Source organism: Pseudomonas urmiensis, assembly GCF_014268815.2.
Taxonomy (GTDB): Bacteria; Pseudomonadota; Gammaproteobacteria; order Pseudomonadales; family Pseudomonadaceae; genus Aquipseudomonas; species Aquipseudomonas urmiensis.
Genome location: NZ_JABWRE020000001.1, coordinates 5,495,701 through 5,518,498, shown reverse-complemented (window position 1 = coordinate 5,518,498; position 22,798 = coordinate 5,495,701). Strand labels below are relative to the sequence as shown.

The following is a 22,798-nucleotide window of genomic DNA, read 5'->3' as shown; positions in this document are numbered from 1 at the left end:
GATTCCTCAACGCGGCTCGGCGGGTGCCGGCAGGGTGAAACCGGAAACCGAGCGGCGCATCTCACTGGCCATGCGCGCCAGGTGGCGAATGCTGTCGGCGGTGGCACCGGAGCCGGCGGAGGTCTGCGCGGTGATTTGCTGGATCACCGCCATGGTGTGGGAAATCTGCCCGGCCGAGGAAGTCTGCAACTGGGCGGCATCGGAGATACTGTGGATAAGATCGGCCATGGTCTGCGAAACCCCTTCGATCTCGGCCAGGGCAACCCCGGCATCCTGCGCCAGGCGCGCACCACGTACCACCTCGGCGGTGGTCTGCTCCATGGAAATCACCGCCTCGTTGGTGTCGGTCTGGATGGTACGCACCAGCGCTTCGATCTGGCGGGTGGCCGACGAGGAGCGCTCCGCCAGGCGCTGCACTTCGTCGGCGACCACGGCAAACCCGCGCCCCGCCTCCCCGGCCAGCGAGGCCTGGATCGCGGCGTTGAGCGCGAGGATGTTGGTCTGCTCGGCAATGTCGTCGATCAGGCTGACGATATCGCCGATCTCCTGCGACGACTCACCCAGGCGTTTGATCCGTTTGGCGGTGTCCTGGATCTGCTCGCGGATGTTGTCCATGCCTTGGATGGTGTTGTGCACCACCTCGTTGCCCTTGTTGGCGATGGCCACCGAACGCTCGGCGACCTTGGCCGACTCATAGGCATGCGCCGAGACGCGGTCGATCGACTCGACCATGTCGCCGACCGCCAGCGACGCTTCGCTGATCTGGTCGGCCTGGTGCTCGGAGGCCTTGGCCAACTGGCGGGCGGTGTTTTGCGTGTCTTGCACCGCAGCGGCCACTTGCACGGCGCTGTGGATGATGGTCGCGACCAGATCGCGCAACTGGTCGACGGAATAGTTGATCGAGTCGGCGATCGCTCCGGTGAAGTCCTCGGTCACCGAAACCGTCACGGTCAGGTCGCCGTCGGCCAGTTCTTCGATTTCATCGAGCAGGCGCATGATCGCCTGCTGGTTGCGTTCGTTCTTCTCGGCGGTTTCGCGCAGTTGGCGGTTAGTGGCACGAACCATCACCGAACCGATGAGGATGATCGAGGCCAAGGCAATCAGGCCCAGTACGTAGCCGCCGACAGTATCCAGGGTGCGCCCGTTGGCCAGGTTCTCGAAGCCGTTGGCCAGGTGCGAGGCCTCATCAAGCAAGGTCTGCGACAGGCTGAAGATGTTGCTCGCGGCTTCGCGCACACGGAACAGCTCAGGCGAGGTTTCCAGAATTTCATCAACGCTGCCGGCGACGAACTGGAACAACTCGGCGATCTCGGCCAGCCGCGCGCGGGCGTCGGCATCCTCGACCCGGGTGACCTGGATCGCCGGGTTGCCGCCGAGCATGCCTTCGAGCACCTGACCGAAGCGGCTGGCATCGCGGCCAAAGGCGTCTGCGGCCTGCACTGCGGTGTCATCGCCGGCCAGCACGGTGTTGACCGAACCGAGAATGCGCTCAGCCAACAGCAACTGACGCTGCGCCACCGCCACCTGGCTGGCGGGCGCGCCGCTCTGCAGGAGGATTTCCACCACCTTTTCATATTCGACCTGCAACTGCGGCACGGTTTCGGCCAGGGTTGCCGCCACCTGGTGCAGCGACAATACGGTCTGCTCGCTGGCCAAGATGGTGTCGGTGTTCTTGCGCAGGTTTTCCCAATCCTGGCGCACCGCCTCCATTTCATCGCGCATCTTCGCCGGAGCTGCTGGCAACGCCGTGGTCTTGTCGCCTTCGCGCAGGTAACTCCAGCGACGCTCGAAGTCGTTGCGCGCATCCGACAGCAACCTGAACGCCAGGGCCTTGCCTGCGGCAGCTTCGGTGGCGTTCTTGGCAATGCGCTGGGACAGCACGCGCAGCTCGCCGGCATGGCCGATGTACTGCTTGTCGTAGTTGGACTGGGTATTGAGGTAGGCGAAGTTGGCGAACAGCAAGACGATCGACAGGATCAGCACCACGAACAGCACGGTGATCTGCGCACTGCTGCGCGCACGCGGAGTCACGGCGGGTGGAGTGACGGGGCTGGCGGGCTTGTTCACGGTCGATCCTCTACAACGCTACATCAAGAAAGCCCGGCGCCTGGGCCAGGGCGAACGGACTGAAGATCGCCCAATTGCGCTCCCGCGGGAAATGCCCCTGAACGAACGGCGCCGCTGCGCGCAACAGCGGCTGCGGCGGCGACAGGTCGAGGCTGCTCAAGGCGAAGTGCTGCAATCCCAGCACCTCATCGACCAACAGCCCGGCGAACAGGTCTTCGTGGTCCAACACCAGCACGCGCCGCTGCTTGCCCGGCGCTACCGGGCCGAGGCCGAAGAAGCTGCTCAGGTCCATCACCGGCAACAGCCGTCCACGCAGGTTGGCAACGCCGCAGACCCACGGCTGCACCCCCGGCACACGGCTGCTGCGCGGTTCACGCAAGACTTCGGCGACTTCGCCCATCGGCGCCACGAACCACTGCCCGGCAATCCGAAAACCAATCCCGCTCCACTGCTGCAAGCGGTTGTCCTGCAGCGGTTGGTCGGCCACCAGCAGGCGGCAGCGCCGGTCGATATCCAGCAGCAACTCGAAGGCGGTCAGCGACGCGCCTTGCGGGCGGGTGGTCAACCTGCGAGCACTTCTTTGAGTTTGGCGATCAGCGCCTCTTCTTCCACTGGCTTGATCAGAAAATCACGGGCGCCCTGACGCGATGCCCAGATGCGGTCGGTATCCTGGTCTTTGGCGGTGATGACAATTACCGGAATGGCGCTGGTCGCCGGGTCCTTGGCCAGCTGTCGGGTGGCCTGGAAACCATTGAGGATCGGCATGACGATATCCATCAGGACCACGTCGGGCTTCTCCTGACGGGCCAGGGCTACGCCATTGGCGCCGTTTTCCGCTTTAAGGACCTCATGGCCATGCTTTACCAGTATTGCGGTCAGTTTGTGCAACTCTGTCGGCGAGTCGTCGACAATCAGAACTCGGGCCATGCTGTTTCCCCATCAAGGAAAAGTGACGCCGCCAGCACCGGCGGGGTCAGGGTGCGTGTTGTTCCTGCGCGGCGAATTCGGGCACATGCGCCCTGATCGCATCGAGCAGTTCTTCTTTGCTGAAGGGTTTGGTCAAGAATTGATCGGAGCCGACCACCCGCCCGCGGGCCTTGTCGAACAGGCCGTCGCGTGACGACAGCAGGATCACCGGGGTGTCCTTGAAGGCGCTGTTGTGCTTGATCACGGCGCAGGTCTGGTAACCGTCCAGGCGCGGCATCAGCACATCGACGAAGATGATCCGCGGCATGTGGTCGACGATCTTGGCCAGCGCATCGAAGCCGTCGCTGGCGGTAATCACCTCACAGCCGGCTTCGCTCAGCAGCATCTGGGCGGTGCGGCGGATCGTACGCGAGTCGTCGATCACCATCACCTTCAGGGGTTGTTCCATAATCGCGTTGAGTCCGCTTATCGCGAGGCTTGCCCGCGATTGAATCGCCCGAAGGCCTATGCAGGCATTTTTAGCACACTCCGTGTGGCCATTCCATCTGCTGCCCCCCTTGACCATCCACGCGTGCGGCGCCACCCTGAGCCACTTTTCTTTCCAGTCATCGCGGCCAGGCGCCGCCAAGAGGAAACTACCGATGAGCGTTCGCCTCGGGATTGTCATGGACCCCATCGCGGCCATCTCCTACAAGAAAGACAGTTCGCTGGCCATGCTGCTGGCAGCCCAGGAGCGCGGCTGGACGCTGTTCTACATGGAGCAGCAGGACCTCTACCAGAACCAGGGCGTGGCCCGCGCCAAGGTGCGCGGGCTCAAGGTGTTCGCCGACCCGGCGCACTGGTTCGAGCTGGACGCCGAAGCCGATCTGCCGCTGAGCGACCTGGATGTGATCCTGATGCGCAAGGATCCGCCGTTCGACATGGAGTTCGTCTACAGCACCTACCTGCTGGAGCAGGCCGAGGCCGCTGGCGTGCTGGTGGTCAACCGCCCGCAGAGCCTGCGCGACTGCAACGAAAAGCTGTTCGCCACGCTGTTCCCGCAGTGCACCCCGCCGACCTTGGTCAGCCGACGTCCGGACATCATTCGCCAATTCGCCGCCGAGCATGGCGATGTCATCCTCAAGCCGCTGGATGGCATGGGCGGCACCTCGATCTTCCGCCACCGGGTCGGCGACCCCAACTTGTCGGTGATCCTCGAGACCCTGACTGCGCTGGGCACCCAGCAGATCATGGCCCAGGCCTACTTGCCGGCGATCAAGGATGGCGACAAGCGCATCCTGATGATCGACGGCGAGCCAGTGCCGTACTGCCTGGCGCGCATTCCGGCCAGCGGCGAGACCCGTGGCAACCTGGCCGCCGGTGGCCGTGGCGAGGCGCGCCCGCTGACCGAACGCGACCGCTGGATTGCCGCCCAGGTCGGCCCGACCCTGCGGGAGAAGGGCCTGCTGTTCGTCGGCCTGGACGTGATCGGCGAGCACCTGACCGAGATCAACGTCACCAGCCCGACCTGCATCCGCGAGATCGACAACGCCTTTGGCACCCAGATTGGTGCGCAACTGATGGACGCCATTGATCGCAAGCTCAAGGCGCGCTGACCACCAACGCGGAGCAAAACCGCGCAGTGGGGTATGATGCGGGTCTTTTTCACCTGACCTGCTGCCCCGCTTCGCGGTTGCTGGATACCTGATGACGCTGCCCGCCGACATCCCTGCCGACATGCTGCCACCCCGCGTTCGCCCGGCGGACCGGCTCGGCTTTACCCTGTTCCTGGCTGCCCTGGTGCACCTGGCGCTGATCCTTGGCGTCGGCTTTACCGTGGTCAAGCCCAGTGAAATCCGCCACACCATGGACATCACCCTGGCCACCTTCAAGAGCGAAAAGCCGCCCGAGAAGGCCGACTTCCAGGCCCAGGACAATCAGCAAGGCAGCGGCACCCTGGACAAGAAGGCGGTGCCCAAGACCACCGAACTTGCACCGTTCCAGGACAGCAAGATCAACAAGGTCACCCCGCCCCCTGCGGCCAAGCCCGAGACCCCGCCGGCGCCACACAAGTCCGCGGTGGCCACGCAGGCGAGCAAGCTGCACAAGGTCGAGCCCAAGCCCAAGGAAAGCAAGCCACAGCCCAAGCCTGCCGCGGCCACGCCCGACTTCGACAGCTCGCAGCTGTCCAGCCAGATCGCCAGCCTTGAGGCAGAGCTGTCCAACGAACAACAGCTGTATGCCAAGCGCCCGCGCATCCACCGCCTCAATGCCGCCTCGACCATGCGCGACAAAGGCGCCTGGTACAAAGAGGAATGGCGCAAGAAGGTCGAGCGGGTCGGCAACCTCAATTATCCCGACGATGCCCGCCGCCAGCAGATCTACGGCAATCTGCGCATGATGGTGTCGATCAACCGCGATGGCTCGCTGTATGAGGTGTTGGTCCTGGAGTCGTCCGGCCAACCGGTGCTCGACCAGGCTGCCCAACGCATTGTGCGCCTGGCGGCGCCATTTGCGCCGTTTACCGGGGATCTGGCCGAGTTCGATCGCCTGGAGATCATCCGCACCTGGCGCTTTGCCCGCGGCGACCGCTTGTCGAGCAATTAGGCCATTACTGAACCCATGCTGATGGGTTGATCTGGCACCCACCCTGTGGGAGCGGGCCTGTGGGAGCGGGCTTGCCCGCGAACGAGGGCGAAGCCTGGCCATCCACAAGGGTGCTCAAACCGGTCTCTTCGCGGGCAAGCCCGCCCCCACAAGGTCGGGCAGCGCTGCCAATGACCTATCCAATGCACGACAGTGTGCGGTCGGGACTGCAGACACTGTGCAGCACCTTGTCAGTCTCGCCACCTGGCGCCACACTATCCCCCATGAAAACCCTCACGCCGAGTTACCTCAAGCATCAGTTCCTGATCGCCATGCCGCACATGGCCGATCCGAACTTTGCCCAGACCCTGACCTACATCGTCGAGCACAACGCCAATGGCGCCATGGGCCTGGTGGTCAACCGGCCCCAGGAGCTGAACCTGGCCGACATCCTCGAGCAATTGCGCCCCGACGATGAGGCGCCTGCCAGCACCCTGCAGATCCCGATCTACCAAGGCGGCCCGGTCCAAACCGACCGTGGCTTCGTCCTGCACACCCCGGAGCGCAGCTTCCAGGCCACCATCGAGCTCGACGGCCTGTCGCTGTCCACCTCGCAGGATGTGCTGTTCGCCATCGCTGAAGGCAACGGGCCGAAACAGAGCCTGATTACCTTGGGTTACGCCGGCTGGGAAGCAGGTCAACTGGAAGCTGAGCTGGCCGACAACGCCTGGCTCAACTGCCCGTTCGATGCCGAGATCATCTTTGGCCTGGCCAGCGAGCAGCGCCTGGAAGCTGCCGCTGCACTGCTGGGGATCAACCTCAGCCTGCTGACCAGCCAGGCGGGCCACGCCTGATGAGCGAGCTACGCCTGCTGCTGGGTTTTGACTACGGCACCAAACAGATCGGCGTCGCGGTGGGCCAGGTGATCACCGGCCAAGCCCGCGAGCTGTGCACCCTCAAAGCCCAGGACGGCATCCCCGACTGGGCCCAGGTAGAAAAACTGATCAAAGAATGGAAGCCCGATGCCATCGTCGTCGGCCTGCCATTGAACATGGACGGCACGCCCAGCGAGATGAGCGCCCGCGCGCAAAAATTCGCCAATCGCTTGCACGGGCGCTACAACCTGCCGGTGCACACCCACGACGAACGCCTGACCACCTTCGAAGCCAAGGGCGAGCGCATGGCCCGTGGCGGCCAGCGCGGCAGCTACCGTGACAATCCGGTCGACGCCATCGCCGCAGCGCTGCTGTTGCAGGGCTGGCTGGAGGCCAACACCTAATTCCTTCATTCGCTTTGCCGCCGGGCCAACCCGGCGCCCCGAGGAGCACGCAATGAGCCTACCCAATCCCGCCGAGCTGATCCGGCAGATGGCCGTCGACCTACGCGCCCACCTGGCCCGCCGCGCCATTGCCGAGCCACGCTTCATCGGCATCCGTACCGGTGGCGTGTGGGTAGCCCAGGCCCTGCAACAGGAGCTGGCCGACACAAGCCCGCTGGGCACCCTCGACGTGTCGTTCTACCGCGATGATTTCAGCCAGAATGGCTTGCACCCGCAGGTGCGTCCCTCCGAGTTGCCCTTCGAAGTCGAAGGCCAGCACCTGGTGCTGGTCGATGACGTGCTGATGAGCGGTCGCACCATTCGCGCCGCGCTCAACGAACTGTTCGATTATGGCCGCCCCGCCAGTGTCACCCTGGTCTGCCTGCTGGACCTGGATGCCGGCGAATTGCCGATCCGTCCCAATGTGCTCGGTGCCACCCTGTCGCTGGCCGCCCATGAGCGGGTAAAATTGACCGGACCCGCACCGCTCGCCCTCGAGCGCCAGGACCTCGCCACCGCTTCCGCCCTTTAAGAGTCCCCCGCGATGACGCCATTCGACGCCAAGCGCCCGCTGCAGCTCAATGATCAGGGCCAGCTGCGCCACTTCCTCTCGCTCGACGGTTTGCCTCGCGAACTGCTCACCGAGATCCTCGACACTGCCGACTCGTTCCTCGAAGTCGGCGCCCGGGCCGTCAAGAAAGTCCCGTTGCTGCGCGGCAAGACCGTGTGCAACGTGTTCTTCGAGAACTCGACCCGCACCCGCACCACCTTTGAACTGGCCGCCCAACGGCTGTCGGCCGACGTCATCAGCCTGAACGTGTCGACCTCTTCGACCAGCAAAGGCGAGACCCTGTTCGACACCCTGCGCAACCTTGAAGCGATGGCCGCCGACATGTTCGTCGTGCGCCATTCCGACTCTGGCGCGGCGCACTTCATCGCCGAACACGTCTGCCCGGATGTGGCAGTGATCAATGGCGGCGACGGCCGCCACGCGCACCCAACCCAGGGCATGCTCGACATGCTCACCATTCGTCGCCACAAGGGCAGCTTCGAGAACCTCTCGGTGGCCATCGTCGGCGACATCCTGCATTCGCGCGTAGCCCGCTCGGACATGCTCGCGCTCAAGGCCCTGGGTTGCCCGGACATCCGCGTGATCGGCCCGAAGACCCTGATTCCAGTAGGCATCGAGCAATACGGGGTGAAGGTCTACACCGATCTTGCCGAAGGCCTCAAGGACGTCGACGTGGTGATCATGCTGCGCCTGCAGCGTGAACGCATGGCCGGCGGCCTGCTGCCCAGCGAAGGTGAGTTCTACCGCCTGTTCGGCCTGACCACCGCACGCCTGGCTGGAGCCAAACCGGATGCCATCGTCATGCACCCTGGCCCGATCAACCGCGGCGTGGAAATCGAATCGGCCGTGGCCGACGGCCAACACTCGGTGATCCTCAACCAGGTCACCTACGGCATTGCCGTACGCATGGCCGTGCTGTCGATGGCCATGAGCGGACAGAACGCGCAACGACTACTGGACCTGGAGAACGCCCTGTGAGTATCAGCATTCTTGGCGCCCGGGTGATTGACCCCAGCAGCGGCCTGGACACCATCACCGACCTGCACCTGGAAAACGGCCGGATCGTTGCCCTAGGCGCCGCCCCTGCCGGCTTCAACCCCAGCCGCACGATCCCGGCCGACGGCCTGGTAGCAGCCCCTGGCCTGGTCGACCTCGATGTATCCCTGCGCGAGCCGGGCTACAGCCGCAAGGGCAACATCGCCAGCGAAACCCGCGCCGCAGTCGCCGGTGGCGTCACCAGCCTGTGCTGCCCGCCGCAGACCCGCCCGGTGCTGGACACCTCGGCGGTCGCCGAACTGGTGCTGGACCGCGCCCGCGAGGCCGGCAACAGCAAGGTTTACCCGATCGGCGCCCTGACCAAGGGCCTGGAAGGCGAGCAACTGGCCGAACTGGTCGCCCTGCGCGACACCGGTTGCGTGGCATTCGGCAACGGTTTGAAGGAAATCCCCAACAACCGCACCCTGGCCCGCGCCCTGGAATACGCCGCGACTTTCGACTTGACCGTGGTCTTTCACTCGCAGGATCGCGACCTGTCGCACGGCGGCCTGGCCCATGAAGGCGCCATGGCCAGCTTCCTCGGCCTGCCGGGGATTCCGGAAAGTGCCGAAACCGTGGCCCTGGCGCGCAACCTGCTGCTGGTCGAGCAGACCGGCGTACGTGCGCACTTCACCCAGATCACCAGCGCCCGTGGCGCGCGGCTGATCGCCCAGGCGCAAGAGCTTGGCCTGCCGGTGACGGCCGATGTGGCGCTGTACCAGCTGATCCTCACCGACGAGGCGCTGCGCGATTTCTCCAGCCTGTACCACGTGCAGCCACCGCTGCGCACTGCGGCCGACCGTGACGGTCTGCGTGCAGCGGTCAAGTCGGGGGTTATCCAGGCGATCTCCAGCCATCACCAACCGCACGAGCGCGATGCCAAGCTGGCGCCGTTCGGCGCTACCGAGCCGGGTATCAGCAGTGTCGAGCTGCTGCTGCCGCTGGCGATGACCCTGGTCGAAGACGGCTTGCTCGATCTGCCGACCCTGCTCGCACGCCTGACCGCAGGCCCGGCGCAGGCGCTGCGTCTGCCGGCCGGTGAGCTGAAGGTCAGCGGTGCGGCGGACCTGGTGCTGTTCGATCCAAAGGCATCGACGGTAGCTGGCGAACAATGGCTGTCACGCGGCGAGAACTGCCCGTTCATCGGCCACTGCCTACCGAGTGCGGTGCGTTATACCTTGGTCGATGGCCACGTCTGCCACGAGGCCTGATCACGACGCGCACCACGCGTAGAGTGGCATGTCACGTGGGAGCGGGCTTGCCCCGCGATAGCAATGTGTCTGCATCGTTGCTATCGCGGGGCAAGCCCGCTCCCACGCCACACCCTTCAGGTTGCATTCGGCGACCATTCATCCTCCCCGGTTGAAATTCTTCCCCCCTCCCCCCATATGAGTCTGCATCAGGCATTTTCGCCCCGCTGCGTGGAGACTCTCCCTTGACTACCATCGTTTCAGTCCGCCGCCACGGCAAAGTCGTCATGGCGGGCGACGGCCAGGTTTCCCTCGGCAACACCGTGATGAAAGGCAACGCGAAAAAAGTTCGTCGCCTGTACCACGGCCAGGTCATCGCCGGCTTCGCCGGTGCCACCGCCGATGCCTTCACCCTGTTCGAGCGCTTTGAAGGCCAACTGGAAAAACACCAGGGCCACCTGGTCCGCGCCGCCGTCGAGCTGGCCAAGGAATGGCGTACCGACCGCTCCCTGAGCCGCCTGGAAGCCATGCTGGCAGTGGCCAACAAGGACGCCTCGCTGATCATCACCGGCAATGGTGATGTAGTCGAACCGGAAGATGGCCTGATCGCCATGGGCTCCGGCGGCGCCTTCGCCCAGGCCGCTGCCCGCGCGCTGCTGAACAAGACCGACCTCTCGGCCCGCGAAATCGCCGAGACCGCCCTGAATATCGCTGGCGACATCTGCGTGTTCACCAACCACAACCTGACCATCGAGGAGCAGGACCTGGCCGAGTGATCAGCTGTCTTGGCGCCCAACCCCGGTGGTTGGGCTTTCCCACGCTGACCCACTGCGCCCAAGGACCACATTGATCATGTCCATGACCCCCCGCGAGATCGTCCACGAACTCAACCGCCACATCATCGGCCAGGAAGACGCCAAGCGCGCTGTGGCCATCGCCCTGCGCAACCGCTGGCGGCGCATGCAGCTGCCTGCCGAGCTGCGCGCTGAAGTGACGCCGAAGAACATCCTGATGATCGGCCCGACCGGCGTCGGCAAGACCGAAATCGCCCGTCGCCTGGCCAAGCTGGCCAACGCGCCGTTCATCAAGGTCGAAGCGACCAAGTTCACCGAAGTCGGCTACGTTGGCCGTGATGTCGAGTCGATCATCCGTGACCTGGCCGACGCTGCGCTGAAGATGCTCCGCGAGCAGGAAATCATTCGCGTGCGCCACCGCGCCGAAGACGCCGCCGAAGACCGTATCCTCGACGCCCTGCTGCCGCAGGCGCGCAGCGCCAGCAGCTTCGCCGAAGAAGCTTCGCAGTCGAGCAGCGACTCCAACACCCGTCAGCTGTTCCGCAAGCGCCTGCGCGAAGGCCAGCTGGACGACAAGGAAATCGAGATCGAAGTCGCCGAATCCATGGGCGTCGAAATCGCCGCGCCCCCCGGCATGGAAGAGATGACCAACCAGCTGCAAAGCCTTTTTGCCAACATGGGCAAGGGCAAGCGCAAAGCCCGCAAGCTCAAGGTCAAGGAAGCGCTGAAAATGGTCCGCGAAGAAGAAGCGGGCCGTCTGGTCAACGAAGAAGAGCTCAAGGCCAAGGCCCTGGAAGCGGTCGAGCAGCACGGTATCGTGTTCATCGACGAAATCGACAAGGTTGCCAAGCGTGGCAATGTTGGCGGCGCCGACGTCTCCCGTGAAGGCGTGCAGCGCGACCTGCTGCCGCTGATCGAAGGCTGCACCGTCAACACCAAGCTGGGCATGGTCAAGACCGACCACATCCTGTTCATCGCTTCTGGCGCGTTCCACCTGAGCAAGCCGAGCGATCTGGTGCCTGAGCTGCAAGGCCGTCTGCCGATTCGCGTTGAACTCAAGGCACTGACCCCAGGCGACTTCGAGCGCATCCTGCAAGAGCCGCATGCCTCGCTGACCGAACAGTATCGCGAGCTGCTCAAGGTCGAAGGCCTCAACATCGAGTTCGTCGGCGACGGTATCCAGCGCCTGGCCGAGATTGCCTATCAGGTCAACGAGAAGACCGAGAACATCGGTGCGCGTCGCCTGCACACCCTGCTCGAGCGTTTGCTCGAAGAGGTGTCGTTCAGTGCTGGCGACCTGGCCAGCGCGCATGACGAAGCGCCGATTCGCATCGATGCCGCGTATGTGAACAGCCACCTCGGTGAGCTGGCGCAGAACGAAGATCTGTCGCGCTACATCCTGTAACACCTTTCCCGAGGGTAATGGGAGCGGCGCGTGGGAGCGGGGCTTGCCCCGCGATAGCGTCGGCAGCAACGCCAGCTATCGCGGGGCAAGCCCGCTCCCACGCCTTCTGAAGGCTCCAGCGAATCAGCCCCCGCTTGAATCTAATCTCTCCAAGCCCGAAGCTTGCAGCATAAAGCCCCGAGAGATTCCGCCCATGGCCCGCCTGCCCACCGCAATCAACCTGCACAAAGCCTCGAAAACCCTGAGCCTGACCTACGGCCCAGATGAGGTCTATCACCTGCCCGCCGAGTTCTTGCGCGTGCACTCGCCCTCCGCCGAGGTCCAGGGCCACGGCAATCCCATCCTGCAATTTGGCAAGATCAACGTCGGCCTCACCGGCCTGGAACCGGCCGGTCAATATGCACTGAAATTGACCTTCGACGACGGCCATGACAGCGGATTGTTCACCTGGGAGTACCTTGAGCAACTGTGCCTGCGCCAAGCGCAGCTGTGGGCGGAGTATCTCGATGAACTGAGCAAGGCCGGAAAATCTCGCGACCCGTCCGAATCAGTGGTCAAACTGATGCTCTAGCTCAGGGCTCTCAAGGATTAGAGCGCATTTTCTAATTTGGTCTGCTTGAATGGCTGCACGAGCGCCAAGCAATGGCTGTCTTGCGCATTACATGAAAGTCGGGTAACCAATGGAGCTGGCAAGTTCCCTGCATTGCTTCTCGGGCAAGCAGGGCCAGGCCGGTTGTTGTAGAGGTCGCGAGCGAAAGCAGGCTGTCTTCACACGCAGAAAAACCCGCAGCTCATCACCGACACGCATCCGGTCGCAGCACCGCTGTTCCTTATCACTGGTCACCCGAGCAAGCAGTACCGGGCAGTCGTCTGTGTACCCGCCACAGCCAACCGGTACTCGTCTCAGGACAACGGAGCGTCGTAGATGAGTAGCAAGAACAACGATGAGTTGCAGCGGCAAGCCTCGGAAAACACCCTGGGCCTGAACCCGGTGATCGGGATTCGCCGCAAGGATCTGCTGAGTTCAGCGCGCACCGTTCTGCGTCAAGCCGTGCGCCAGCCGCTGCACAGTGCCAAACATATTGCGCATTTCGGCCTGGAACTGAAAAACGTGCTGCTGGGCAAATCCAGCCTGCACCCCGAGGGCGACGACCGTCGCTTCAACGACCCGGCCTGGAGCCACAACCCGCTCTATCGGCGCTACCTGCAGACCTACCTGGCCTGGCGCAAGGAGCTCAACGACTGGATCAGCGAAAGCGATCTGTCGCCCCAGGACATCAGCCGCGGCCAGTTCGTCATCAACCTGATGACCGAGGCCATGGCACCGACCAACACCCTGTCCAACCCGCAAGCGGTCAAGCGCTTCTTCGAGACCGGCGGCAAGAGCCTGCTCGATGGCCTGTCCAACCTGGCCAAGGACATGGTCAACAACGGCGGCATGCCCAGCCAAGTCAACATGGACGCCTTCGAGGTCGGCAAGAACCTCGGCACCAGCGAAGGTGCAGTGGTCTATCGCAACGACGTGCTGGAGCTGATCCAGTACCGCCCGATCACCGAGCAGGTGCACGCCCGGCCGCTGTTGGTGGTGCCGCCGCAAATCAACAAGTTCTACGTCTTCGACCTCAGCCCGGAAAAGAGCCTGGCGCGCTTCTGCCTGCGCTCGCAGCAGCAGACCTTCATCATCAGCTGGCGCAACCCGACCAAGGCCCAGCGCGAATGGGGCCTGTCGACCTACATCGATGCGCTCAAGGAAGCGGTCGACGCGGTACTGGCGATTACCGGCGCCAAGGACCTGAACATGCTCGGCGCCTGCTCCGGTGGCATTACCTGCACCGCGCTGGTCGGCCACTACGCAGCCCTTGGCGAGAACAAGGTCAACGCCCTGACCCTACTGGTCAGCGTGCTCGACACCACGGTCGACACCCAGGTCGCGCTGTTCGTCGACGAGCAGACCCTGGAAGCGGCCAAGCGCCACTCCTATCAGGCCGGCGTGCTCGAAGGCAGCGACATGGCCAAGGTGTTCGCCTGGATGCGCCCCAATGACCTGATCTGGAACTACTGGGTCAACAATTACCTGCTCGGCAACGAGCCGCCGGTGTTCGACATCCTGTTCTGGAACAACGACACCACGCGCTTGCCGGCCGCCTTCCATGGCGACCTGATCGAGATGTTCAAGAACAACCCGCTGACCCGCTCCGAGGCCTTGGAGGTGTGCGGCACGGCCATCGACCTCAAGCAGGTCAAGTGCGACATCTACAGCGTCGCCGGCACCGCCGACCACATCACGCCCTGGCAGTCGTGCTACCGCTCGGCGCACCTGTTCGGCGGCAAGATCGAGTTCGTGCTGTCCAACAGCGGGCACATCCAGAGCATTCTCAACCCACCCGGCAACCCCAAGGCGCGCTTCCTGACCGGTGAAGACCGGCCCAACGAACCGCTGGTCTGGCAAGAGAACGCGAGCAAGCACGCCGACTCCTGGTGGCTGCACTGGCAGAGCTGGCTGGGCGAGCGCGCGGGTGAATTGAAAAAGGCCCCGACGCGCCTGGGCAACCGCGCCTACGCCGCTGGCGAAGCAGCGCCGGGCACCTACGTTCACGAGCGTTGAGCAGGACGCCGTGGCCGCTGCTGGGCGCCACGGCGATTGACCCCTTACCGAGTGTCGCGCATGTCGCAACCCTACGTTTTCAGGACCGTCGAGCTGGACAACCAGTCCATCCGCACCGCGGTCCGCCCAGGCAAACCGCACCTGACGCCGCTGCTGATCTTCAACGGCATCGGCGCCAACTTGGAGCTGGTGTTCCCGTTCATCGAGGCGCTGGATCCGGACCTGGAAGTCATTGCCTTCGACGTGCCCGGCGTCGGCGGTTCCTCGACCCCGCGCCATCCCTATCGCTTTCCTGGGTTGGCCAAGCTGACCGCGCGGATGCTCGATTACCTGGACTACGGCCAGGTCAACGTCATCGGCGTGTCCTGGGGCGGGGCGCTGGCCCAGCAGTTTGCCTACGACTACCCCGAGCGCTGCAAGAAATTGGTGCTGGCTGCCACCGCTGCCGGGGCAGTGATGGTGCCGGGCAAGCCCAAGGTGCTGTGGATGATGGCCAGCCCGCGGCGCTACGTGCAGCCCTCCCATGTGATCCGCATTGCACCGATGATTTATGGCGGTGGTTTTCGCCGCGACCCGGACCTGGCCATGCACCACGCCGCCAAGGTTCGCTCGGGCGGCAAGCTGGGCTACTACTGGCAGCTGTTCGCCGGGCTAGGCTGGACCAGCATTCACTGGCTGCACAAGATCAGCCAGCCGACCCTGGTGCTGGCCGGCGACGACGATCCGCTGATCCCGTTGATCAACATGCGCCTGTTGGCCTGGCGAATTCCCAATGCCCAGCTACACATAATCGACGACGGCCACTTGTTTCTGATCACCCGGGCCGAGGCCGTCGCCCCGATCATCATGAAGTTCCTCCAACAAGAGCGTCAGCGTGCGGTCATGCATCCCCGCCCCGCCTCCGGTGGTTGAGTGGGGCGCTGTGCTTGGAGGCGCCAACTGGCTTGGTTGTGTCAGTGACGGCCTCATCGCGGGGCAAGCCCGCTCCCACGCAGTCCGCTATGAAGCAGGTTAGCGTGGGAGCGGGCTTGCCCCGCGATGAGGCCGGCACGACCGACACCGTAACGACGAGGGAGTGTTGTCATGAAGGAAAAGCCGGCCAAAGGGACCGCACAGGTCCCCGCCACGATCATGAACGTGCAGAACGCCATCACTGGCCTGCGCGGCCGCGATCTGATTAGCACATTGCGCCACGTCGGCCACCACGGCTTGACCAACCCCTTGCACACCGCCCGCCACTTGCTGGCCCTGGGCGGCCAACTGGGCCGGGTCATGCTCGGCGATACCCCCTACCAGCCGCACCCGCGCGACAGTCGCTTCAAAGATCCCACCTGGAGCCAGAACCCCTTCTACCGGCGCGGCCTGCAGGCCTATCTGGCCTGGCAAAAACAAACCCGGCTGTGGATCGAGGAAAGCTCGCTGTCCGATGACGACCGCGCCCGCGCGCATTTTCTATTCAGCCTGATCAACGATGCCCTGGCCCCGAGCAACTCGCTGCTCAATCCGTTGGCGGTCAAGGAGCTGCTCAACACCGGCGGGCAAAGCCTGGTGCGCGGGTTGAGCCATCTGTTCGATGACCTGCGTCATAACGACGGCCTGCCGCGGCAGGTCGACGAACGCGCCTTCGAGGTCGGCGGCAATGTCGCCACTACCCCAGGTGCGGTGGTGTTTCGCAACGACTTGCTGGAGCTGATCCAGTACAAGCCGATGAGCGAAAAGCAGTACGCCCGGCCGCTGCTGGTGGTGCCACCACAGATCAACAAGTACTACATCTTCGACCTCAGCCCTACCAACAGCTTCGTCCAGCACATGCTCAAGAACGGCCTACAGGTGTTCATGGTCAGCTGGCGCAACCCCGATCCGCGCCACCGCGAGTGGGGCCTGTCGAGCTACGTGCAGGCGCTGGAAGAAGCGCTCAACGCCTGCCGCAGCATCAGCGGCAATCGCGATCCCAACCTGATGGGCGCCTGTGCCGGCGGCCTGACCATGGCCGCGCTGCAAGGCCACCTGCAGGCCAAGAAGCAGCTGCGCAAGGTGCGCAGCGCCACCTACCTGGTCAGCTTGCTCGACAGCCAGTTCGACAGCCCCGCCAGCTTGTTCGCCGATGAACAGACAGTCGAGGCGGCCAAGCGTCGCTCCTACCAGCGCGGCGTGCTCGATGGCGGCGAGGTGGCGCGGATTTTCGCCTGGATGCGGCCCAACGACCTGATCTGGAACTACTGGGTCAACAATTACCTGCTCGGCAAGACGCCGCCGGCTTTCGACATCCTCTACTGGAATGCCGACAACACCCGCCTGCCCGCCGCGCTGCATGGCGACCTGCTGGATTTTTTCAAACACAACCCACTGACCCACCCCGACGGGCTGGAGGTGTGCGGCACGCCGATCAACCTCAAGCAGGTCGCGCTGGACAGCTTTCACGTCGCCGGCAGCAACGACCACATCACCCCGTGGGATGCGGTGTACCGCTCGGCGCAACTGCTCGGCGGCGAGCGGCGCTTCGTACTGGCCAACAGCGGCCACATCCAGAGCATTATCAACCCGCCTGGCAACCCCAAGGCCTACTACCTGGACAACCCCAGGCTATCCAGCGACCCCCGGGCCTGGTTCCACGATGCCACACGCAGCGAAGGCAGTTGGTGGCCGCTGTGGCTGGAGTGGATCAGCCAGCGTTCAGGGCCGCTCAAGGAGCCGCGCGTCGAGTTGGGCAACACCACCTATCCACCCCTGGGGCCGGCACCGGGCACTTACGTATTGGCGCGCTGAACGCATGAAGACCCGTGATCGTATCCTTGAATGCGCCTTGCAGTTGTTCAACCAGCAAGGCGAGCCGAATGTCTCGACCCTGGAAATTGCCAACGAGCTGGGTATCAGCCCAGGCAACCTGTACTACCACTTCCACGGCAAGGAGCCGTTGGTCCATGGCCTGTTCGAGCGCTTCGAGGAGGCATTGATGCCGCTGCTCGACCCGCCACTGGATGTGCGCCTGGATGCCGAGGACTACTGGCTGTTCCTGCACCTGATCGTCGAACGCATGGCGCAGTACCGGTTTCTGTTCCAGGACTTGTCCAACCTGACCGGGCGCCTGCCCAAACTGGCGCGCGGCATGCGCAGCCTGATCAACGCGATCAAGCGCACGCTGGCGGCGCTGCTGGCCAGCCTCAAGTCGCAAGGGCAGGTAACCAGCGAGACCCAGGCGCTGGGGCAACTGGTGGAACAGATCACCCTGACCTTGATGTTCTCACTGGATTACCAGCGCGTGCTGGGCCGTGAGGGCGATGTCGGGGTGGTGGTGTATCAGGTGATGATGCTGGTGGCGCCGCACTTGCAGGCACCGGCGCGCAAGGCCGCCGAGCAGTTGGCGATGAAGTATCTGGAGGGGTGAACATCAGCGCTATAGCGCCTGAAAGCATCGCGGGGCAAGCCCGCTCCCACGCAGCCCGGATGAGTCAGGGCTAACGTGGGAGCGGGCTTGACACGCGATAAGGACGACCCGGTATCAGGCCTGAGTGACCGCGCTCACCGGTGCCGACGGCGCGCTGCTAGCGGTAGCTGCGCTTGGCGCGGGTGCCGCAGTAGCGGCGGGTGCCGCGCTGGCCGCCGGAGCGGCTGGCTTGGCTGCTGCCGGTTTAGGCGATGCCTTCTTCGCTGCTGGCTTTTTCGCCGCAGCAGGTTTTGCCGCAGGTTTGGCAGCAGCAGGCTTGGCTGCTGGTTTCGCTGCAGCAGGTTTGGCCGCCGCGGTTTTCGCCGCAGGCTTGGCCGCAGGTTTCGCCGCGGCGGTCTTGGCAGCAGGTTTAGCCGCAGCCTTGGCCAGTGGCTTGGCGGCAGTCTTGCTCGCCGCCGCCTTGGACACCGGCGTAACCGACGCGCCAGTCAGCTTCTCGATCTGCTTGGTCAGCGTATCGACCTGTTGATGCAGAGCCTTGATCTCGTTGCGGCTCGGCACGCCCAGGCGCGAGATGGCGCTGTTCAGGCGTTTGTCGAAGGCCTCTTCAAGCTCGCTCCACTTGCCCAGCGCACGCTCTTTGACATCCGACACCCGCGAAGTGGTGGCAGACTTGGCGCCGTCGGCGGCCGAGTCGACAGTCTTCTTCGCCTGCTTCTCGGCTTTCTCGCCATCCTTGACCAGTTGATCGAACAGCTTGGGGCCGTCTTGATCGACCTTGGAGTAGATACCCAGGCCAGCCAACCAGATCTTGCGGGAGTACTTCTCGATTCCGCCGATCCAGGAGCTGCCTTCTTTTTCGGTGTTCTTCTTGCCAGCCATCCTGCTCTCCTTATGGTTTGCGCGCGACACGCTCGAGCAACTCGTGCAGTTGTTCCAACTTGATGGACAACGCCTCAACGTCATGTTTAGACGGAATGCCGAGGCGATTCAAGCCACGAGCGACACGTGCATCGAAAGCTTTTTCGATCTTGTCGAGCTGAACCTCGACCTTGCCGCGTACGCGGCTGACTTCTTCACCGGCTTCATCGATCTGGTGATTGGCGGCATCGAGCTTCTTGTCGAGGGTTTTCTTGCCACGCTTCTCGACGCTTTCGCCAGCCTTCACCAGCTCTTTGAAGTACTCGCTGCCTTCCTGACCGACACGGGCGTATGCGCCAATGCCTGCCAGCCAGATTCGACGCGCATAGCTACGCACCTCGCCCAGGGTGCCCTGGGCGTCGTCATTTTTCTTCAAATTGATTTTGGCCATGCTCTGCACCTCACGCTCATAGGGGATGGAGGAACTGCCCATGGATTCAGGGCTTGAGCACAAAGGTAGGGAGAAAAATTAGAATCATCACCCTAAGCGGTGGTGGCTGACACACTTTGCGGCTGCGATGGGCCGCAAAGCGGCCCCAATACACGGACTCAGGCCAGCGCCTTATCCAGCGCCCGCTCGATCTCACCCTTGATCGTGCCGCTCATCATCGACAGCATCATGCCCAGCTTGAGCTCGACGCGAATGCTGTCCTCACCAATGTGCACGCTGCCATTGGCGCCGCTGCGCGACACATCCACGCGGTCACCATTCCACTGGGCCTTGAGGTCGTATTCGCGGGTCAGCTTGTCCACCAGCGCCTCGGCCTTGGCGCGGGCGGCGTCGCGGCCGAGGGCATGTTTGCGTTCAACGCTGATCTGGGTCATGCGGGCAATCCTGAATATGAAGACAATGCCCTCATTATGCCCGCCCCCGCCGCACGGCACACCCCGCCAAGACAAATCCGCCCGTTGCCCCTAGAATGGCGGTAATTTTTTCCGGTGATGCGATATGAACGACCAGCGCAAAGGCGAACACGCCGAACCCACCACTCATTTCGGCTTCAAGGACGTCCCAGAAAGCCAGAAGGCGAAGAAAGTCGCCGAGGTGTTCCACTCGGTGGCCGCCAAATACGACCTGATGAACGACGTCCTCTCCGGCGGCATGCACCGTCTGTGGAAGCGCTTCACCATCGAGCTGTCCGGGGTGCGCAGTGGCAATCGGGTGCTGGACATCGCCGGTGGCACCGGTGACCTGGCAGCCAAGTTCTCGCGCCTGGTCGGCCCTACCGGCCAAGTGGTGCTGGCCGACATCAACGAGTCGATGCTCAAGGTCGGCCGTGACCGCCTGCTCGACCGTGGCGTTGCCGGCAACATCGAGTTCGTCCAGGCCGACGCAGAAAAGCTGCCATTCCCGGACAACCATTTCGACTGCGTGACCATCGCCTTCGGCCTGCGCAACGTGACCCACAAGGACGAAGCCATTCGCTCCATGCTGCGCGTGCTCAAGCCGGGTGGCCGGCTGTTGGTGCTGGAATTCTCCAAGCCGACCAACAAGCTGATGTCCAAGGCCTACGACGCCTACTCGTTCGCCTTCATGCCGCTGGCAGGCAAGCTGATCACCAATGATTCGGAGAGCTACCGCTACCTGGCCGAGTCGATCCGCATGCACCCTGATCAAGAAACCTTGAAGGCCATGATGGTCGATGCCGGCTTCGACCGCGTCACCTACCACAACATGACCAGCGGCATCGTTGCCGTACACCGGGGGATCAAACCCTGATGCTGTTGGCCGGCCTTCTTGCCAGCGTCGAGCATGGCCTTAACCGCATCCTGCGCATGGACAGCACGGCCCTGCCGCGCCTGGCCGCGCTGGAAGGCAAGGTGATCGCCGTCGACTGCGTGCAGCCGGCCTTGCAGCTGTACATCCTGCCCGACGAAGACGGCCTGATGCTTGCCGCTCACTGGGAAGGCGAAGCCGACTGCACCCTGCGCGCGCCTGCCGGCAGCCTGGTGCAATTGGCCTTGGCCAAGGACAAGAGCGCCGTGCTGCACAGCCCGCAAGTCCAGCTGCATGGCGACAGCGCCGTGCTGCTCGACCTGGTTGCGGTGCTGCAGGACCTGGAGCTGGACTGGGAGTACGAGCTGTCGCGCTGGCTCGGCCCGGTGCCCACGGCCATGCTCGCCGGCCACGTACGGCTACGCGCACGCTGGACCCGCCAGGGCCTGGCGCGGTTCAGCCAGAACCTGTCCGAGTACCTGGCCGAAGAATCCCGTACCCTGGTCGGCCGCCGCGAAGCCGAAGCTGCATTCAGCGAGCTCGACACCGTGAAAATCGACATAGAACGCCTCGAGGCGCGCATCCGCCGCCTTGCCCGATCCCTTGATACCAGCGATAACGCATGAAGCTGCTCGCCGTCCGCCGTCTGTTGCGCATCCAGCGCGTCGTGATCCGCTACCGCCTCGATGACCTGCTGTTCGACCTGCCCCTGCCTTGGTGGCTGCGCAGCCTGCGCCTGCTCATGCCCTGGCGCTGGCTGCCGCGCAAGGCCTCCGAGCTCAGCCGCGGCGCACGCCTGCGCCTGGCCCTGCAGGATCTGGGGCCGATCTTCATCAAGTTCGGCCAACTGCTGTCGACCCGCCGCGACCTGCTGCCGATCGACATCGCCGATGAGTTGATGCTGCTGCAGGACCGCGTCCCGCCGTTCGACCCCAAGCAAGCTGTCGCGCTGATCGAAGAACAGCTCGGGGCCAAGGTCGGTGAAGTGTTCAGCCGCTTCGACGTCGAGCCGCTGGCCTCGGCATCCGTGGCCCAAGTGCATGCGGCGCGCCTGAAAACCGGTGAAGAGGTGGTGGTCAAAGTGGTACGCCCGGGGTTGAAGCCGGTGATCGCCCAAGACCTCGCCTGGCTGTTCCTGATCGCCAAGGGCGCCGAGCGGGTTTCTGCCGATGCCCGCCTGCTGCACCCGGTGGAAGTGGTCGGCGACTACGAAAAAACCATCTACGACGAGCTCGACCTGCTGCGTGAGGCGGCCAACGCCAGCCAACTGCGACGCAACTTCGAAGGTTCGGAGCTGATGTACGTGCCGCAAGTGTATTGGGACCTGTGCCGGCCAAAAGTGCTGGTGATGGAGCGCATCTATGGCGTGCCGGTCACCGACATGGTGACCCTGGCCGACCAGCGCACCGACATGAAACTACTGGCCGAGCGCGGCGTGGAGGTGTTCTTCACCCAGGTGTTCCGCGACAGCTTCTTCCATGCCGACATGCACCCAGGCAACATCTTCGTCAGCACCGTCAAGCCGTGGAGCCCGCAGTACATCGCCATCGACTGCGGCATCGTCGGCAGCCTCACCGCCGAAGACCAGGACTACCTCGCACGCAACCTGATCGCTTTCTTCAAACGCGACTACCGCCGCGTAGCGCAGCTGCACATCGACTCCGGCTGGGTGCCAGCGCATACCAAGGTCAACGAATTCGAAGCGGCGATTCGCACCGTGTGCGAGCCGATCTTCGAAAAACCGCTCAAGGACATCTCCTTCGGCCAGGTGCTGATGCGCCTGTTCCAGACCGCCCGGCGCTTCAACATGGAAGTCCAGCCGCAGCTGGTACTGCTGCAAAAGACCTTGCTCAACATCGAAGGCCTGGGCCGCCAGCTGTACCCCGACCTGGACCTATGGAGCACGGCCAAGCCGTATCTGGAGCGCTGGATGCGTGACCGCATGAGCCCCAAGGCGGTGTTCGGCAACCTGTACAGCCAGGCCGAGCAGCTGCCGCACCTGGCCGACATGACCCGCGACCTGCTCGAACGCCTGTCGCAGCCGCACCTGCACGACCCGCAACTACCTGAGCGCCGTCGCCAAACCGACAACTGGGCGCTGCGCCTGCTCGGCGCCGGCCTGCTCGGCGGCGGCGCGACCCTGGCAGCCGGCGCGGTCAGTCTCAGCGCCCCCGCTGCCTGGCCGGCCTGGCTGATGCTCGCGGCGGGCCTTTACCTGATCGTGCGCCGATAGCCAGCCGCGCCGCTGGCTGGCACACTAGCGCAACAGGCCCGGTACAGGAGCGGGCCCGGTTTTGG

24 protein-coding genes are annotated in these 22,798 nt (G+C 63.9%); 17 read left to right on the top strand and 7 right to left on the bottom strand.

Translation table 11 applies throughout. The annotated features are described in order from the left end of the window. Positions 1-6: 6 nt before the first annotated feature. From HU737_RS24910 to HU737_RS24895, 4 genes are read right to left on the bottom strand one after another with little or no spacing between them, the layout of a single operon-like run. Positions 7-2,067 (bottom strand): methyl-accepting chemotaxis protein, encoded by a 2,061-nt coding sequence (locus HU737_RS24910; protein WP_186557373.1) that lies wholly within the window; start codon positions 2,065-2,067, stop codon positions 7-9. A gap of 10 nt (positions 2,068-2,077) precedes the next feature. Continuing rightward, positions 2,078-2,632 carry a chemotaxis protein CheW gene (locus HU737_RS24905; RefSeq protein WP_186557372.1) on the bottom strand — a complete coding sequence of 185 codons (555 nt, stop codon included), beginning with the start codon at positions 2,630-2,632 and terminating at the stop codon, positions 2,078-2,080. Then, positions 2,629-2,994 (bottom strand): twitching motility response regulator PilH, encoded by a 366-nt coding sequence (gene pilH, locus HU737_RS24900; RefSeq protein WP_186557371.1) that lies wholly within the window; start codon positions 2,992-2,994, stop codon positions 2,629-2,631. Before pilH ends, HU737_RS24905 begins: the two co-directional genes overlap by 4 nt. A gap of 46 nt (positions 2,995-3,040) precedes the next feature. Next, the gene (locus tag HU737_RS24895; RefSeq protein WP_186557370.1) at positions 3,041-3,442 is read right to left on the bottom strand and encodes a response regulator; all 402 of its coding nucleotides are present in this window, start codon (positions 3,440-3,442) and stop codon (positions 3,041-3,043) included. A 193-nt stretch (positions 3,443-3,635) separates the two neighbouring features. Between HU737_RS24895 and gshB the strand changes: the two genes are divergently transcribed. The 14 genes from gshB to HU737_RS24825 all read left to right on the top strand — a co-directional run bounded on the left by gshB (position 3,636) and on the right by HU737_RS24825 (position 17,862). After that, entirely contained in the window at positions 3,636-4,589 is a 954-nt protein-coding gene (gshB, locus tag HU737_RS24890; RefSeq protein ID WP_186557369.1) for a glutathione synthase, read from the top strand. A 91-nt stretch (positions 4,590-4,680) separates the two neighbouring features. Next, entirely contained in the window at positions 4,681-5,580 is a 900-nt protein-coding gene (locus HU737_RS24885; protein ID WP_186557368.1) for an energy transducer TonB, read from the top strand. A gap of 263 nt (positions 5,581-5,843) precedes the next feature. Then, positions 5,844-6,413, top strand: coding sequence for a YqgE/AlgH family protein (locus HU737_RS24880; protein ID WP_186557367.1), 570 nt, complete (start codon positions 5,844-5,846; stop codon positions 6,411-6,413). Beyond that, on the top strand, positions 6,413-6,838 hold the full coding sequence (gene ruvX, locus HU737_RS24875; RefSeq protein WP_119146817.1) for a Holliday junction resolvase RuvX: 426 nt from the start codon (positions 6,413-6,415) through the stop codon (positions 6,836-6,838). The genes HU737_RS24880 and ruvX overlap by 1 nt, the downstream gene beginning before the upstream one ends. A 52-nt stretch (positions 6,839-6,890) precedes the next feature. Then, a complete protein-coding gene (pyrR, locus tag HU737_RS24870; RefSeq protein WP_186557366.1) occupies positions 6,891-7,409 on the top strand; it encodes a bifunctional pyr operon transcriptional regulator/uracil phosphoribosyltransferase PyrR in 519 nt (172 codons plus the stop codon). 12 nt (positions 7,410-7,421) lie between these two features. Next, positions 7,422-8,426 carry an aspartate carbamoyltransferase catalytic subunit gene (locus HU737_RS24865; RefSeq protein ID WP_186557365.1) on the top strand — a complete coding sequence of 335 codons (1,005 nt, stop codon included), beginning with the start codon at positions 7,422-7,424 and terminating at the stop codon, positions 8,424-8,426. Further along, on the top strand, positions 8,423-9,694 hold the full coding sequence (locus HU737_RS24860) for a dihydroorotase (protein WP_186557364.1): 1,272 nt from the start codon (positions 8,423-8,425) through the stop codon (positions 9,692-9,694). The genes HU737_RS24865 and HU737_RS24860 overlap by 4 nt, the downstream gene beginning before the upstream one ends. 224 nt (positions 9,695-9,918) lie before the next feature. Next, entirely contained in the window at positions 9,919-10,449 is a 531-nt protein-coding gene (hslV, locus tag HU737_RS24855) for an ATP-dependent protease subunit HslV (RefSeq protein ID WP_158458616.1), read from the top strand. Positions 10,450-10,525: 76 nt separating this feature from the next. Next, positions 10,526-11,872, top strand: a complete 1,347-nt coding sequence (gene hslU, locus HU737_RS24850; protein WP_186557363.1) for an ATP-dependent protease ATPase subunit HslU — start codon at positions 10,526-10,528, stop codon at positions 11,870-11,872. A 193-nt stretch (positions 11,873-12,065) separates the two neighbouring features. After that, positions 12,066-12,443: a gamma-butyrobetaine hydroxylase family protein gene (locus HU737_RS24845; RefSeq protein ID WP_186557362.1), complete on the top strand. Its 378-nt coding sequence runs from the start codon at positions 12,066-12,068 to the stop codon at positions 12,441-12,443. A gap of 354 nt (positions 12,444-12,797) precedes the next feature. Beyond that, the gene (gene phaC / locus HU737_RS24840; protein ID WP_186557361.1) at positions 12,798-14,477 is read left to right on the top strand and encodes a class II poly(R)-hydroxyalkanoic acid synthase; all 1,680 of its coding nucleotides are present in this window, start codon (positions 12,798-12,800) and stop codon (positions 14,475-14,477) included. Positions 14,478-14,537: 60 nt separating this feature from the next. Beyond that, positions 14,538-15,389, top strand: coding sequence for a poly(3-hydroxyalkanoate) depolymerase (gene phaZ, locus HU737_RS24835; protein WP_186557360.1), 852 nt, complete (start codon positions 14,538-14,540; stop codon positions 15,387-15,389). A 171-nt stretch (positions 15,390-15,560) separates the two neighbouring features. Beyond that, the gene (gene phaC, locus HU737_RS24830; protein WP_186557359.1) at positions 15,561-17,243 is read left to right on the top strand and encodes a class II poly(R)-hydroxyalkanoic acid synthase; all 1,683 of its coding nucleotides are present in this window, start codon (positions 15,561-15,563) and stop codon (positions 17,241-17,243) included. Positions 17,244-17,247: 4 nt separating this feature from the next. Next, a complete protein-coding gene (locus HU737_RS24825) occupies positions 17,248-17,862 on the top strand; it encodes a TetR/AcrR family transcriptional regulator (RefSeq protein WP_186557358.1) in 615 nt (204 codons plus the stop codon). A 114-nt stretch (positions 17,863-17,976) separates the two neighbouring features. On the opposite strand, the gene HU737_RS24820 is transcribed toward HU737_RS24825, so the two are convergent. From HU737_RS24820 to HU737_RS24810, 3 genes are all read right to left on the bottom strand, one after another. Then, on the bottom strand, positions 17,977-18,744 hold the full coding sequence (locus HU737_RS24820; protein ID WP_186557357.1) for a phasin family protein: 768 nt from the start codon (positions 18,742-18,744) through the stop codon (positions 17,977-17,979). Positions 18,745-18,754: 10 nt separating this feature from the next. Beyond that, positions 18,755-19,174, bottom strand: a complete 420-nt coding sequence (locus HU737_RS24815; RefSeq protein ID WP_186557356.1) for a phasin family protein — start codon at positions 19,172-19,174, stop codon at positions 18,755-18,757. A 158-nt stretch (positions 19,175-19,332) separates the two neighbouring features. Then, positions 19,333-19,608: a polyhydroxyalkanoic acid system family protein gene (locus HU737_RS24810; protein ID WP_186557355.1), complete on the bottom strand. Its 276-nt coding sequence runs from the start codon at positions 19,606-19,608 to the stop codon at positions 19,333-19,335. 124 nt (positions 19,609-19,732) lie between these two features. On the opposite strand from HU737_RS24810, the gene ubiE reads away from it, so the two are divergent. The 3 genes from ubiE to ubiB are packed head-to-tail and all read left to right on the top strand — an operon-like array spanning position 19,733 to position 22,733. Then, on the top strand, positions 19,733-20,503 hold the full coding sequence (gene ubiE / locus HU737_RS24805) for a bifunctional demethylmenaquinone methyltransferase/2-methoxy-6-polyprenyl-1,4-benzoquinol methylase UbiE (protein WP_186557354.1): 771 nt from the start codon (positions 19,733-19,735) through the stop codon (positions 20,501-20,503). Further along, positions 20,503-21,126, top strand: coding sequence for a ubiquinone biosynthesis accessory factor UbiJ (locus HU737_RS24800; protein WP_186557353.1), 624 nt, complete (start codon positions 20,503-20,505; stop codon positions 21,124-21,126). The genes ubiE and HU737_RS24800 overlap by 1 nt, the downstream gene beginning before the upstream one ends. Continuing rightward, complete coding sequence (ubiB, locus tag HU737_RS24795) at positions 21,123-22,733, top strand: ubiquinone biosynthesis regulatory protein kinase UbiB (RefSeq protein ID WP_186557352.1); 1,611 nt, start codon at positions 21,123-21,125, stop codon at positions 22,731-22,733. The genes HU737_RS24800 and ubiB overlap by 4 nt, the downstream gene beginning before the upstream one ends. Positions 22,734-22,798: the final 65 nt, after the last annotated feature.